This is a genomic window from Teichococcus aestuarii (genome assembly GCF_042651065.1).
Lineage (GTDB): Bacteria > Pseudomonadota > Alphaproteobacteria > Acetobacterales > Acetobacteraceae > Pseudoroseomonas > Pseudoroseomonas aestuarii.
In genome coordinates this window covers 71481-84426 of the sequence record NZ_JBHSCH010000005.1, presented here as the reverse complement: position 1 = coordinate 84426, position 12946 = coordinate 71481, and the positions used below count along the sequence as shown (strand labels likewise).

Sequence of the window (12946 nt, the reverse complement as noted above, 5' to 3'; positions counted from 1 at the left end):
GGATGACAGGGGGGCTACAGTCCCGCAAGATCGCCCGGCCCAACGCCGGGGGGTCCAGGAGCGCGCATGAGCAAGTCCGGCGACTCAAAGAACACCCTGTATTGCTCGTTCTGCGGCAAGTCGCAGCACGAGGTACGCAAACTCATCGCCGGCCCGACGGTCTTCATCTGCGACGAGTGCGTCGAACTCTGCATGGACATCATCCGTGAGGAGCACAAGACGCATCTGGTGAAGTCCCGTGACGGGGTGCCGACCCCGCGCGAGATCTGCAAGGTGCTGGATGATTACGTGATCGGGCAGGAACACGCCAAGCGCGTGCTCTCGGTTGCGGTGCACAATCATTACAAGCGCCTGGCCCACGGCGCGAAGACCGGCGAAGTCGAGATCGCCAAGTCCAACATCATGCTGGTCGGCCCCACCGGCTCCGGCAAGACGCTGCTGGCCCAGACCCTGGCGCGCATCCTCGATGTGCCCTTCACCATGGCCGACGCTACCACGCTGACCGAGGCCGGCTATGTCGGCGAGGATGTCGAGAACATCATCCTCAAGCTGCTCCAGTCGGCCGACTACAATGTGGAGCGGGCCCAGCGCGGCATCGTCTATATTGACGAGGTCGACAAGATCAGCCGCAAGTCGGACAACCCCTCGATCACGCGCGACGTGTCGGGCGAGGGCGTCCAGCAGGCGCTGCTCAAGATCATGGAAGGCACCGTGGCCTCCGTGCCGCCGCAGGGCGGGCGCAAGCACCCGCAGCAGGAATTCCTGCAGGTCGACACCTCGAACATCCTCTTCATCGTCGGCGGCGCCTTCGCCGGCCTCGAGAAGATCATCGCCGGCCGCGGCAAGGGCTCGGGCATCGGCTATGGCGCCGAGGTCAAGGGGCCGGATGAGCGCCGCACCGGCCAGATCCTGCGCGAGGTGGAGCCCGAGGACCTGCTGAAGTTCGGCCTGATCCCGGAATTCATCGGCCGCCTGCCGGTCATCGCCACGCTCGACGACCTGGACGAGAAGGCGCTGATCGAGATCCTGACCAAGCCAAAGAATGCCCTGGTCAAGCAGTACCAGCGCCTGTTCGAGATGGAGGCCACCAAGCTGACCTTCACCGAGGACGCGCTGCGTTCGGTCGCCACCCGCGCCATCCAGCGCAAGACGGGCGCCCGCGGGCTGCGTTCCATCATGGAAGGCATTCTTTTGGGCACCATGTTCGACCTTCCCGGTTTGGAAGATGTCGAGGAGGTGGTGGTGAACAAGGAGGTGGCCGAAGGCCGCGCCGCCCCCCTGTTCATCTATGGTGAACGGGCGGCGGAGCAGTCTTCCGCATGAGGTCGGCCCGGCCTGGAACGCGGGGCTGGCCTGCATGGCTTGCCCAGCGCACCGGCCGGTCCCATCTCCTGGGAGAACCCCGTGGCGCGGGGCCGTGCCGAGAAGCGGGCGGGCCTGCGCCGACTGTCCTGAGTGAGGTCCCCTATGGCGGATAAGAAACCCGAATTGACGAGCGGTGAACTGCTCCCCGTGCTGCCGCTGCGGGACATTGTCGTCTTCCCCCACATGATCGTTCCCCTCTTCGTGGGCCGGGAGAAGAGCGTCCGCGCCCTGGAGGCGGTGATGCGGGAGGACAAGCAGATCCTGCTCGTCGCCCAGCGCAACGCCGCGCAGGACGACCCGGGCGCCGAGGACCTGTACGATGTCGGCACCGTCTCCACCGTGCTGCAGCTGCTCAAGCTGCCGGACGGGACCGTCAAGGTCCTGGTCGAGGGTGGCAAGCGGGCGCGCGTGCTCGGCTTCAAGGAAACCGACCAGTACTTCGAGGCCTACACGGCCCCGCAGGAGGAGGATGCCGCCGAGTCGCCCGAGATCGAGGCGCTGGCGCGCACCGTGGTCGGGCAGTTCGAGCAGTACATCAAGCTCAACAAGAAGATCGCGCCCGAGGTGTTGGTCTCGATCAACCAGATCGAGGATTCGGCCAAGCTCGCGGACACGGTCGCCAGCCATCTGAACCTGAAGATCGCCGAGAAGCAGGAGCTGCTCGAGATCGGCAGCGTCTCGGCCCGGCTGGAGCGTGTCTTCGCCCATATGGAGAGCGAGATCGGCGTTCTTCAGGTGGAGAAGCGCATCCGCAACCGCGTCAAGCGGCAGATGGAGAAGACCCAGCGCGAGTACTATCTGAACGAGCAGCTGAAGGCGATCCAGAAGGAGCTGGGCGAGGGCGAGGACGGCAAGGACGAGTCGGCCGAGCTGGAGGCCAAGATCAAGGCCACCAAGCTCTCCCCCGAGGCGCGCGACAAGGCGCTGGGCGAGCTGAAGAAGCTCCGCTCCATGTCGCCGATGAGCGCCGAGGCGACGGTGGTGCGCAACTACCTCGACTGGATCCTCTCCATCCCGTGGAAGAAGAAGTCGAAGGTCCGCAACGACCTGGCCAAGGCCGAGGAGGTGCTGGACGCCGACCATTACGGGCTGGACAAGGTGAAGGAGCGGATCCTGGAGTACCTGGCGGTGCAGTCGCGCTCGCCCAAGGTGCGCGGCCCGATCCTCTGCCTGGTCGGCCCCCCGGGCGTCGGCAAGACCAGCCTCGGCAAGTCCATCGCCAAGGCCACCAACCGCAACTTCGTGCGCATGTCGCTGGGCGGCGTGCGGGACGAGGCGGAGGTGCGCGGCCACCGGCGGACCTATATCGGCTCCATGCCGGGCAAGGTCATCCAGGGCATGAAGAAGGCCAAGACCTCCAACCCGCTCTTCCTGCTGGACGAGATCGACAAGCTCGGCGCCGACTGGCGCGGGGACCCGTCCTCGGCCCTGCTCGAGGTGCTGGACCCGGAGCAGAACTCCACCTTCGGCGACCACTACCTGGAGGTGGATTACGACCTCTCGGACGTGATGTTCGTCACCACGGCCAACTCCCTGCGCATGCCGCAGCCGCTGCTGGACCGCATGGAGATCATCCGCATCCCCGGCTACACCGAGGATGAGAAGGTGCAGATCGCCCGCCGCCACCTGATGCCCAAGGTCACCGAGGCCAACGGGCTGAAGGAGAACGAGTGGAGCGTGACGGACGAGGCGCTGCTCGACCTGGTGCGCTACTACACGCGCGAGGCCGGCGTGCGGAACCTGGAGCGCGAGGTGGGCGGGCTGGCCCGCAAGGCCGTCAAGGAGATCGTCTCCAAGAAGGCCAAGAAGGTCGCCATCAACCGCAAGAACCTCGAGAAGTACGCGGGCGTGAAAAAGTTCCGCTACGGCGAGGCCGAGGCGGAGGACATGGTGGGCGTCGTCACCGGCTTGGCCTGGACCGAGGTGGGCGGCGAGATCCTGACCATCGAGTCGGTGCTGGTGCCCGGCAAGGGCAAGGTGCAGACCACCGGCAAGCTGGGCGACGTGATGCAGGAGAGCGTCTCCGCGGCGCTGTCCTATGTCCGCAGCCGCTCGGCCAGCTTCGGCATCAAGCCGACGCTGTACGAGAAGCGGGACATCCATGTGCATGTGCCGGAGGGCGCGACTCCGAAGGATGGCCCCTCCGCCGGCATCGCCATGGCGACGTCCATCGTCTCCGTGCTGACCGGCATCCCGGTGCGCAAGGATGTCGCCATGACGGGCGAGATCACGCTGCGTGGCCGCGTGCTGCCGATCGGCGGGCTGAAGGAGAAGCTGCTGGCGGCGCTGCGCGCCGGCATCACCACGGTCTTCATCCCCAAGGACAATGAAAAGGATCTCGCCGAGATCCCGGACAACGTGAAGAAGGGGCTGACGATCAACGCCGTCTCGCATGTGGACGAGGTGATCAGCAAGGCGCTGGCGCGCCCGCCCGAGGCGATCGACTGGTCTGAGCCGGAGGAGGCCCCGCCGGCCGCCGCCGATGGCAAGGCCGCCCAGCCGGCCAGCCTGCCGCATTGATTCGCTCTGGCGCGGCCTCCAGGCCGCGCCGGACAGGCTTCTGAACCCGGGGGAGGGATACCTTCCCCGGCTTTTTTTGTGGCTTCCAGGGGCATGGCGACGCTCGCGCCGTGACCGGGCTGCATCAGCCCCGGAAATTGGCCGCGGCCGGCCGGCTTGCCTTCAGCGCGGCGTTGACGGCGGAAAAATCGGCTGCCTAGTGTCGCCGACGATACGGGCCGGCTTCCGTTGGCCCCGACCCCCCAGGGCGAGGATGAACCACGTGAACAAACAGGATCTCGTCGCGGTTGTCGCCGAGACGGGCGAGCTTTCCAAGGCCAAGGCCGGCGAGGTGCTCGACGCGGTGTTCGACGCGATCAGCCAGTCGCTGAAGGCGAAGCAGGAAGTCCGCCTGGTGGGCTTCGGCACGTTTTCCACCTCGCGCCGCAAGGCCGGCAAGGGGCGCAACCCGCGCACCGGCGAGGAGATCGAGATCGCCGCGTCCGTCACGGTGCGCTTCAAGGCCGGCAAGGCGCTGAAGGACGATCTGAACTGAGACTCCGCGCGTCTCCGGCCGCGGTCTGGCCGGGGCAGGGCCGTGGGGCTGGCAGCGATGCCGGCCCCGTGTTGTTTTAAGGCTTGGCCAAGGGCGTGCGGGGAGGGTATCGCAGCCCTGCTGTGCGGGCACTTAGCTCAGCGGTAGAGCGCCTCGCTTACACCGAGGATGCCGGCGGTTCGAATCCGTCAGTGCCCAATCCTGCGCAGGGCGGCCCAGCGGGAGCTGGTCAGTTCTGCATCAAATCAATCGGCGCTAATCTGCTTTTCGCCGATTGACACAAACCGGGCGGCGCCGTATTTCCCGCCCCACGACGCAAGCGGGTGTAGCTCAGTTGGTTAGAGCGCCGGCCTGTCACGCCGGAGGTCGCGGGTTCGAGCCCCGTCACTCGCGCCAGTCGCATCGGCAAAACGCCGCCCCGGGAAGATCCGGGGCGGCGTTTTGGCTTGCGTCGCTTTCATTTTTCAATGTTCAGCAATGCCCTCCGGGCTATGGCGAAGCGTGCGTTGGGGGGGTAATGTCCGCCCAGCGTTGCGCTACGGCATGCCCCGTGGCGTGACTGGCCATGCGCTTCCCTGCGCATGGCACTGTTGGGCCGCAGGCCCGAGGGACGGACGCATCATGACCCAGCCCCTGCTGGCGAACTATTTCCCGATCCTGGTCTTCCTGGCCATTGCCGCGGGCATCGCCGTGGCGATGGTGGGCGGCAGCGTGCTGGCGGCCCGCCAGAAACCGTATGCGGAAAAAGTCTCCGCCTATGAGTGCGGCTTCGAGCCGTTCGACGACACGCGCCGGCGCTTCGATGTGCGATTCTACCTCGTCGCCATCCTGTTCATCATCTTCGACCTCGAAGTGGCCTTCCTGTTCCCCTGGGCGGTGGCGCTGGGCGACATCGGCTGGCTGGGTTTCCTCTCGATGATGGCGTTCCTGGGCGTGCTGACGGTGGGCTTCATCTACGAATGGCGCAAAGGCGCCCTGGACTGGGAGTGAGCCGCCAATGAGCGCGAGCAACCAAAGCGACCTGAGCTGGAACCGGCAGGGTCTGCCGCCGGGCCCCGAGCAGGACGCCGTCATCAAGGGCGTCACCGGCGAGATCGAGGATAAGGGCTTCGTCGTCGCCAATATCGACAAGGTGGTGAACTGGGCGCGTACCGGCAGCCTGTGGCCGATGACCTTCGGCCTGGCCTGCTGCGCCGTGCCGATGATCCATGCCTACATGCCGCGCTACGACCTCGACCGCTTCGGCGTCATCCCGCGCGGCTCGCCGCGCCAGTCGGACGTGATGATCGTGGCCGGCACGCTGACCAACAAGATGGCTCCCGCGCTGCGCAAGGTCTATGACCAGATGGCCGAGCCGCGCTGGGTCATCTCCATGGGCAGCTGCGCCAATGGCGGCGGCTACTACCACTACAGCTACAGCGTCGTCCGCGGCTGCGACCGGATCGTGCCGGTGGACGTCTATGTGCCGGGCTGCCCGCCGACCGCCGAGGCGCTGGTCTATGGCGTGCTGCAGCTCCAGAAGAAGATCCGCCGGACGGGGAGCATCCTCCGTGGCTGACCAGACCGCGATCGAGACCGCCGAGGCGCCGCGCGCGCCGACGGCGAATGAGGCCCTGCTCGCCGCCGTGCTGGGCGCCATCCCTGAGGGGGCCGTGCTCGGCTCCCAGGTGGCGCGCGGCGCCGAGGTGGAAATCCGCGTGCGGCGCGAAGCCCTGCACGCCGTGCTGCAGATGCTGCGCGACGATCCGCGCTTCGCCTTCCAGCAGTGCATGGATATCTGCGGCGTCGACTGGCCTGGCCGGCCGGAGCGCTTCGAGGTGGTCTACAACCTCCTCTCGATGACCCACAATCACCGCATCCGCGTCATCACCACGACCGATGCGGCGACGCCCGTGCCCACCGTGGTCGACCTGTGGCCCTCCGCCACCTGGTTCGAGCGCGAGGCGTGGGACATGTACGGCATCGTCTTCGAGGGCCAGACCGACCTGCGCCGCATCCTCACCGATTACGGCTTCGAGGGGCACCCGCTGCGCAAGGACTTCCCCCTGACCGGCTTCGTCGAGGTCCGCTACGACCCGGAGCGGCAGGCGGTGGTCTATGAGCCGGTGAAGCTGACGCAGGATTTCCGCAACTTCGATTTCCTCTCGCCCTGGGAAGGCATGACGACGCTTCCCGGCGACGAGAAGGTGCATCTGAACCGGATCGGCCGCGAATGAGCCTGAGCACCGAAGACACCCCGGCCGCCGGCGGCACCCGCACGGTCGAGATCGACAGCCACACCATCAATTTCGGCCCGCAGCATCCGGCGGCGCACGGCGTGCTGCGCCTGATCCTGGAGATGCAGGGCGAGGTGGTGGAGCGTGCCGACCCGCATATCGGCCTGCTGCACCGCGGCACCGAGAAGCTGATCGAGCACAAGACCTACCTCCAGGCCCTGCCCTATTTCGACCGCCTGGACTACGTGGCGCCGATGGCGCAGGAGCATTGCTTCGCCCTGGCCGTCGAGAAGCTTCTCGGCATCGAGGCGCCGATCCGCGCGCAGTACATCCGTGTGCTGTTCGCCGAGATCAGCCGCGTCCTGAACCACATCCTGAACATCACCACCTATGCGCTGGATGTGGGCGCGACGACGCCGAGCCTCTGGGGCTTCGAGCAGCGCGAGGTGCTGCTGGAGTTCTACGACGCCACCTCCGGCTCGCACTACCACGCCAACTACTTCCGCGCCGGCGGCGTGCTGAAGGATCTGCCGGCCGGGCTGACCGACCGCATCGCGGCCTGGGCGGAGCAGTTCCCGAAATTCGTCGACGACATCGAGCGCCTGCTGACGGGCAACCGCATCTTCAAGCAGCGCACCGTCGATATCGGCATCATGACGGCCGAGGAGGCGATGGAATGGGGCTTCTCCGGCCCCTGCATCCGCGCCTCGGGCTGCGCCTGGGATTTGCGCCGCAGCCAGCCCTACGACGTGTACGACCAGCTCGACTTCGAGATCCCGGTGGGCAGCCATGGCGATTGCTATGAGCGCTACCTGGTCCGCATCGCCGAGATGCGCGAGAGCCTGAAGATCATCAAGCAGTGCCTGGCGCAGATGCCCGGCGGTCCGGTCAAGATCCCGGACAGCAAGATCGTCTCGCCGCGGCGGGGTGAGATGAAGCGCTCGATGGAGGCGCTCATCCACCACTTCAAGCTCTACAGCGAGGGCTACCACGTGCCGGCGGGCTCCACCTACACGGCGGTCGAGGCGCCGAAGGGCGAGTTCGGCGTCTATCTGGTGGCCGACGGCACCAACCGCCCCTATCGCTGCAAGATCCGCGCCCCTGGCTTCGCGCATCTGCAGGCGATGGAGAAGCTGTCGAAGGGCCACATGCTGGCGGACGCCGTCTCCGTCATCGGCAGCCTGGATATCGTGTTCGGAGAGATCGACCGGTGAGCGCCCCGCATTCCCCCCACCACGAGGAGCCGGCGAGCTTCGCCTTCGACGCCGAGAGCGAGGCGCAGATCGAGAAGATCCTGAAGCGCTATCCGGAAGGCAAGCAGGCCAGCGGCGTCATCCCGCTGCTCTACGTCGCGCAGAAGCAGATGGGGCGTGCCACCGGCAGCGCCTGGGTGCCGCGCGTGGCGATGGACACGATCGCGGAGCGCCTCGGCATGGCGCCGATCCGCGTCTACGAGGTCGCCACCTTCTACTTCATGTTCAACACCAAGCCGATCGGCCGGTTTCACCTGCAGGTCTGCGGCACGACGCCCTGCTGGCTGCGCGGCTCGGACGAGGTGCTGCGTGCCTGCAAGGATGCGGGCCACCTCAAGGGCTATGGCGACACCAGCGAGGACGGTTTGTTCACCATGACCGAGGTGGAATGCCTCGGTGGCTGCGTGAACGCGCCGATCCTGCAGGTGGATGACGACTACTACGAGGACATGGACTACGAGAGCACGGTGAAGCTGCTCGAGGCGCTGAAGCGCGGCGAGCGGCCGAAGCCGGGCAGCATGCAGGGCCGCCAGGGCAGCGCGCCAATCGGCGGGCCGGAGACGGTGCTGGATATTCCCATGCGGGATGCGGCCCCCGGCCGCGCGGGGGAGGAGTGAGACCATGGCGCTGAGCGACAAGGACCGCATCTTCACCAACCTCTACGGCCTGCATCCGTGGAACCTGAAGGATGCGCAGCGGCGCGGCAGCTGGGACGGCACCGCCGCCATCATCGCCAAGGGGCGGGACTGGATCATCGAGGAGATGAAGCAGTCCGGCCTGCGCGGCCGTGGCGGCGCGGGCTTCCCGACCGGCATGAAGTGGAGCTTCATGCCGAAGTCGAACCCGGATGGGCGCCCCTCCTACCTCGTCGTCAATGGCGACGAGTCGGAGCCGGGCACCTGCAAGGACCGCGACATCATCCGCAACGATCCGCACCTGCTGATCGAGGGCTGCCTCTATGCCGGCGTCGCCATGGGCGCGCATGCCGGCTACATCTACGTGCGCGGCGAGTACTACAACGAGATCCAGGTCCTCCAGGCGGCGATCGACGAGGCGTATGAGGCCGGGCTGCTCGGCCCCAACGCCGCGGGCAGCGGCTGGGATTTCGACCTCTACGTGCACCGCGGCGCCGGCGCCTATATCTGCGGCGAGGAGACGGCGCTGATCGAGAGCCTCGAGGGCAAGAAGGGCATGCCGCGGCTGAAGCCGCCATTCCCCGCCGCCGTCGGCCTCTATGGCTGCCCGACCACGGTCAACAACGTCGAGACCATCGCGGTGGTGCCCGCCATCCTGAAGCGCGGCGCGAGCTGGTTCTCCAGCTTCGGCCGGCCGAAGAATGTCGGCACCAAGATCTTCTGCATCCAGGGCCATGTGAACAAGCCCTGCAACGTGGAAGCCGAGATGAGCATCCCAATGCGGGAGCTGATCGAGCGCTATGCCGGCGGCGTGCGCGGGGGGTGGGACAACCTGCTGGCCGTCATCCCCGGCGGCTCCTCGACGCCGCTGCTGCCCAAGCACATCTGCGACGACGTGCTGATGGATTTCGACGCGCTGCGCGAGCACAAGTCGGGCCTCGGCACGGCGGGCGTGATCGTGATGGACAAGTCCACCGACATCATCAAGGCGATCGCCCGCCTGGCGCAGTTCTACAAGCATGAGAGCTGCGGCCAGTGCACCCCGTGCCGCGAGGGCATGGGCTGGCAGAAGCGCCTGATGGACCGCATGGTCGAGGGCCGCGCCGAGATCGCCGAGATCGACGTGCTGGAGAGCGTGACCCGCCAGATCGAGGGCCACACCATCTGCGCGCTGGCCGATGGCGGCGTCTGGCCGGTGCAGGGGCTGATCCGCCACTTCCGCCCGCTGATGGAAGAGCGCATCCGGGAATACCACGCCAAAAAGAGCGGCGGCGCCATGCCGCTGGCCGCGGAGTAAGACCATGGCGAAGGTCACGATCGACGGCATCGAGGTCGAGGTCCCGAACGGGGCCACCGTCCTCCAGGCCTGCGAAGCAGCGGGGAAGGAAATTCCCCGCTTCTGCTATCATGAGCGGCTGAGCGTCGCCGGCAATTGCCGCATGTGCTTGGTCGAGGTGGAGAAGGCGCCGAAGCCGGTGGCTTCCTGCGCCTACCCCGTGGCGGACGGCATGAAGGTGTTCACGGACAGCGCGCTGGTCCGCAACGCCCGCCGCAACGTCATGGAATTCCTGCTGATCAACCACCCGCTCGATTGCCCGATCTGCGACCAGGGCGGCGAGTGCGACCTGCAGGACCAGGCCACCGCCTATGGCGGCCAGGGCGGCCGCTACCGCGAGCAGAAGCGCGCGGTGAAGGACAAGTATCTCGGCCCGCTGGTCAAGACGATCATGACCCGCTGCATCCAGTGCACCCGCTGCGTGCGCTTCGCGACCGAGGTCGCGGGCGTGCCGGAGCTGGGCGCCACCGGCCGCGGCGAGGACATGCAGATCGGCACCTATGTCGAGAAGGCGCTGACCACCGAATTGTCGGGCAACCTGATCGACATCTGCCCGGTCGGCGCGCTGACCAGCCGCCCCTACGCCTTCGTCTCCCGCCCCTGGGAGCTGCGCAAGACGGACAGCGTCGATGTGCTGGACGCGGTCGGCGCTGCCATCCGCGTGGACACCCGCGGGCCCGAGGTGCTGCGCATCCTGCCGCGCATCAATGAGGAGGTGAACGAGGAGTGGATGGCCGACCGTGGCCGCTTCTCCTTCGACGGCCTCAAGCGCCGCCGGCTGGACCGCCCCTGGATCCGCGTCGAGGGCAAGCTGAAGCCTGCCTCCTGGCAGGAGGCCTTCGCGGTCATCGCCGAGCGGCTGAAGGGCATCCCCGGCCAGCGTCTCGGCGCCGTGGCCGGCGATCTGGTGGACGCCGAGAGCGCCTTCGCGCTGCGCGAGCTGATGGTGGGCCTCGGCTCGGCCAATCTCGACTGCCGGCAGGATGGCGCGGCGATCGATGTCTCGCGCCGCGACTACTACCTGTTCAACTCGGGCATCGCCGGCATCGACGAGGCGGATGCGCTGCTGCTGATCGGCACCAACCCGCGCAAGGAAGCGCCGGTGCTCAATGCACGCATCCGCAAGCGCTGGTCCTCCGGTGCGCTGAAGGTGGCGAGCATCGGCCCGGCCGGGCTCGACCTCACCTACAAGGCAGAGCATCTGGGGGAGGGGCCTGACGCCCTCGCCACGCTGCGCGATGGCGGCCACGCCTTCGCCGAGGTGCTGAAGGGTGCGAAGCGCCCGATGATCGTGCTCGGCCGCGCTGCCGTGGCGCGCCCGGATGGCGCCGCCATCCTGGCCGCCGCCTGGGCGCTGGCCGAGAGCGTCGGTGCGCTGAGGCCGGAGTGGCATGGCTTCAACATGCTGCACCTGTTCGGCGGGCAGGTCGGCGCGCTCGATGCCGGCTTCGTGCCGGGCGAGGGCGGGCTGGACCTGGCCGGCATGCTGGGCGGCGGCGTCGATGCGCTGTGGCTGCTGGGCGCCGATGGCTTCGAGCCCGGGCTGATCCCGCCCGGCACCTTCGTCATCTACCAGGGCCACCATGGCGACCGGGCGGCGGCGCGGGCGGATGTCATCCTGCCCGGCGCGGCCTATACGGAGAAGGACGGCACCTACGTCAACACCGAGGGCCGGGTGCAGCGGGGCCGCATGGCCCTGCACCCGCCGGGCGAGGCGCGGGAGGATTGGCGCATCATCCGTGCCGCCGGCGCGGCGCTGGGCGTGAGCCTCGCCTTCGACACGCTGGACGCGCTGCGGGCCCGCATGGCGGCGGCGAACCCGGTCTTCGGCATGGTCGATGGCCGGATCGCCGAGGGTTGCCACGACACCGCCGGGCCGAGGCTGGCGGAGGGCGCGGCGCCGGAGGCCACGTCCTTCACCCTCCCGATCACCGATTACTGGCAGGCGGATGCGATCAGCCGCGCCTCGGAGACGATGGCCGAGTGCAGCCGCATCTATAACGACGCCACACCCAAGCTGGCGGCGGAGTAACGCGGCATGGACGCTTTCCTCGCATCCCCCATCGGCATCCTGGCGCTGACGGTCGCGCAGACCCTGGCGCTGCTGGTGCCGCTGCTGATCGCGGTGGCCTACCTCACCTATGCCGAGCGCAAGGTGATGGCGGCGATGCAGATGCGGAAGGGCCCGAACGTGGTCGGCCCCTTCGGCCTGCTGCAGCCTTTCGCCGACGCGCTGAAGATGCTGCTGAAGGAGACCATCATCCCGTCGGGCGCCAACCGGGCGCTGTTCATCCTGGGCCCGATGCTGACGCTGATCCTGGCGCTCATCGCCTGGGCGGTGATCCCGGTGAATGATGGCTGGGCGATCGCCGACATCAATGTCGGCGTGCTCTACCTGCTGGCCATCTCCTCGCTCGGCGTCTACGGCATCGTCATCGCCGGCTGGGCCTCGAACTCCAAGTACGCCTTCCTCGGCGCGCTGCGCTCGGCGGCGCAGATGGTCTCCTACGAGGTCTCGATGGGCCTCGTCATCGTGACCGTGCTGCTCTGCGTGGGCAGCCTGAACCTGAGCGAGATCGTGCGCGCGCAGAAGACGGTGTGGTTCGCCATCCCGCTCTTCCCGATGTTCGTGATCTTCTTCATCTCGACGCTCGCCGAGACGAACCGCCCGCCATTCGACCTGGCCGAGGGCGAGTCGGAGCTGGTGGCGGGCTTCATGGTGGAATACTCCTCCATGACCTACGCCCTGTTCTTCCTGGGCGAATACGCCAACATGATCCTCATGTCGGCGATGACCAGCATCCTGTTCCTGGGTGGCTGGCTGCCGCCGATGGACATCGCGCCCTTCAACTGGGTGCCGGGGCCGATCTGGTTCATCCTCAAGATCATGCTCTGCCTGTTCACCTTCATCTGGGTGCGTGCCACCTTCCCGCGCTACCGGTACGACCAGCTGATGCGGCTGGGCTGGAAGATCTTCCTGCCCTTCAGCCTGGTCTATCTGGTGCTGACGGCCTTCGTGCTGAAGCTGACGGGGTGGCTGCCGGTATGAGGTGCCCTGTCGCGATGATGACGCTTGTCGATATGAG

Annotated in this window: 11 protein-coding genes and 2 tRNA genes; all 13 read left to right on the top strand. The window is 67.3% G+C overall.

All coding sequences use genetic code 11. The features are described 5' to 3' along the window. Window positions 1–66 precede the first annotated feature (66 nt). The 13 genes from clpX (at window position 67) to nuoH (ending at window position 12909) form a co-directional block, all read left to right on the top strand. The gene (clpX, locus tag ACFOY6_RS04415; RefSeq protein WP_109515040.1) at window positions 67–1323 is read left to right on the top strand and encodes an ATP-dependent Clp protease ATP-binding subunit ClpX; all 1257 of its coding nucleotides are present in this window, start codon (window positions 67–69) and stop codon (window positions 1321–1323) included. 144 nt (window positions 1324–1467) lie between these two features. Beyond that, complete coding sequence (gene lon, locus ACFOY6_RS04410; protein ID WP_109515041.1) at window positions 1468–3885, top strand: endopeptidase La; 2418 nt, start codon at window positions 1468–1470, stop codon at window positions 3883–3885. A gap of 262 nt (window positions 3886–4147) precedes the next feature. After that, complete coding sequence (locus ACFOY6_RS04405) at window positions 4148–4420, top strand: HU family DNA-binding protein (protein WP_181377955.1); 273 nt, start codon at window positions 4148–4150, stop codon at window positions 4418–4420. A 126-nt stretch (window positions 4421–4546) separates the two neighbouring features. Further along, window positions 4547–4618, top strand: a tRNA-Val gene (locus tag ACFOY6_RS04400). Between the two features lie 121 nt (window positions 4619–4739). Next, window positions 4740–4816, top strand: a tRNA-Asp gene (locus ACFOY6_RS04395). Window positions 4817–5041: 225 nt separating this feature from the next. Next, a complete protein-coding gene (locus tag ACFOY6_RS04390; protein ID WP_109515043.1) occupies window positions 5042–5410 on the top strand; it encodes an NADH-quinone oxidoreductase subunit A in 369 nt (122 codons plus the stop codon). Between the two features lie 7 nt (window positions 5411–5417). Then, window positions 5418–5978, top strand: a complete 561-nt coding sequence (locus ACFOY6_RS04385) for a NuoB/complex I 20 kDa subunit family protein (RefSeq protein ID WP_109515044.1) — start codon at window positions 5418–5420, stop codon at window positions 5976–5978. Further along, a complete protein-coding gene (locus ACFOY6_RS04380; RefSeq protein WP_379649157.1) occupies window positions 5971–6636 on the top strand; it encodes an NADH-quinone oxidoreductase subunit C in 666 nt (221 codons plus the stop codon). Before ACFOY6_RS04385 ends, ACFOY6_RS04380 begins: the two co-directional genes overlap by 8 nt. After that, window positions 6633–7850, top strand: a complete 1218-nt coding sequence (locus ACFOY6_RS04375) for an NADH-quinone oxidoreductase subunit D (protein ID WP_109515046.1) — start codon at window positions 6633–6635, stop codon at window positions 7848–7850. Before ACFOY6_RS04380 ends, ACFOY6_RS04375 begins: the two co-directional genes overlap by 4 nt. Then, window positions 7847–8506 (top strand): NADH-quinone oxidoreductase subunit NuoE, encoded by a 660-nt coding sequence (gene nuoE / locus ACFOY6_RS04370; RefSeq protein ID WP_379649154.1) that lies wholly within the window; start codon window positions 7847–7849, stop codon window positions 8504–8506. Before ACFOY6_RS04375 ends, nuoE begins: the two co-directional genes overlap by 4 nt. 4 nt (window positions 8507–8510) lie before the next feature. Further along, window positions 8511–9821 carry an NADH-quinone oxidoreductase subunit NuoF gene (gene nuoF, locus ACFOY6_RS04365; RefSeq protein ID WP_109515048.1) on the top strand — a complete coding sequence of 437 codons (1311 nt, stop codon included), beginning with the start codon at window positions 8511–8513 and terminating at the stop codon, window positions 9819–9821. A gap of 4 nt (window positions 9822–9825) precedes the next feature. Then, a complete protein-coding gene (nuoG, locus tag ACFOY6_RS04360; RefSeq protein ID WP_379649152.1) occupies window positions 9826–11892 on the top strand; it encodes an NADH-quinone oxidoreductase subunit NuoG in 2067 nt (688 codons plus the stop codon). Between the two features lie 6 nt (window positions 11893–11898). Next, complete coding sequence (gene nuoH, locus ACFOY6_RS04355; RefSeq protein ID WP_109515050.1) at window positions 11899–12909, top strand: NADH-quinone oxidoreductase subunit NuoH; 1011 nt, start codon at window positions 11899–11901, stop codon at window positions 12907–12909. Window positions 12910–12946 lie beyond the last annotated feature (37 nt).

Bases quoted from the DNA above. Each gene is read 5' to 3' on its own strand.
- ACFOY6_RS04375 (WP_109515046.1), top strand. From the start codon at position 6,633: ATGAGCCTGAGCACCGAAGACACCCCGGCCGCCGGCGGCACCCGCACG.
- nuoF (WP_109515048.1), top strand. From the start codon at position 8,511: ATGGCGCTGAGCGACAAGGACCGCATCTTCACCAACCTCTACGGCCTG.
- clpX (WP_109515040.1), top strand. From the start codon at position 67: ATGAGCAAGTCCGGCGACTCAAAGAACACCCTGTATTGCTCGTTCTGC.
- nuoH (WP_109515050.1), top strand. From the start codon at position 11,899: ATGGACGCTTTCCTCGCATCCCCCATCGGCATCCTGGCGCTGACGGTC.
- lon (WP_109515041.1), top strand. From the start codon at position 1,468: ATGGCGGATAAGAAACCCGAATTGACGAGCGGTGAACTGCTCCCCGTG.
- nuoG (WP_379649152.1), top strand. From the start codon at position 9,826: ATGGCGAAGGTCACGATCGACGGCATCGAGGTCGAGGTCCCGAACGGG.
- ACFOY6_RS04385 (WP_109515044.1), top strand. From the start codon at position 5,418: ATGAGCGCGAGCAACCAAAGCGACCTGAGCTGGAACCGGCAGGGTCTG.
- ACFOY6_RS04390 (WP_109515043.1), top strand. From the start codon at position 5,042: ATGACCCAGCCCCTGCTGGCGAACTATTTCCCGATCCTGGTCTTCCTG.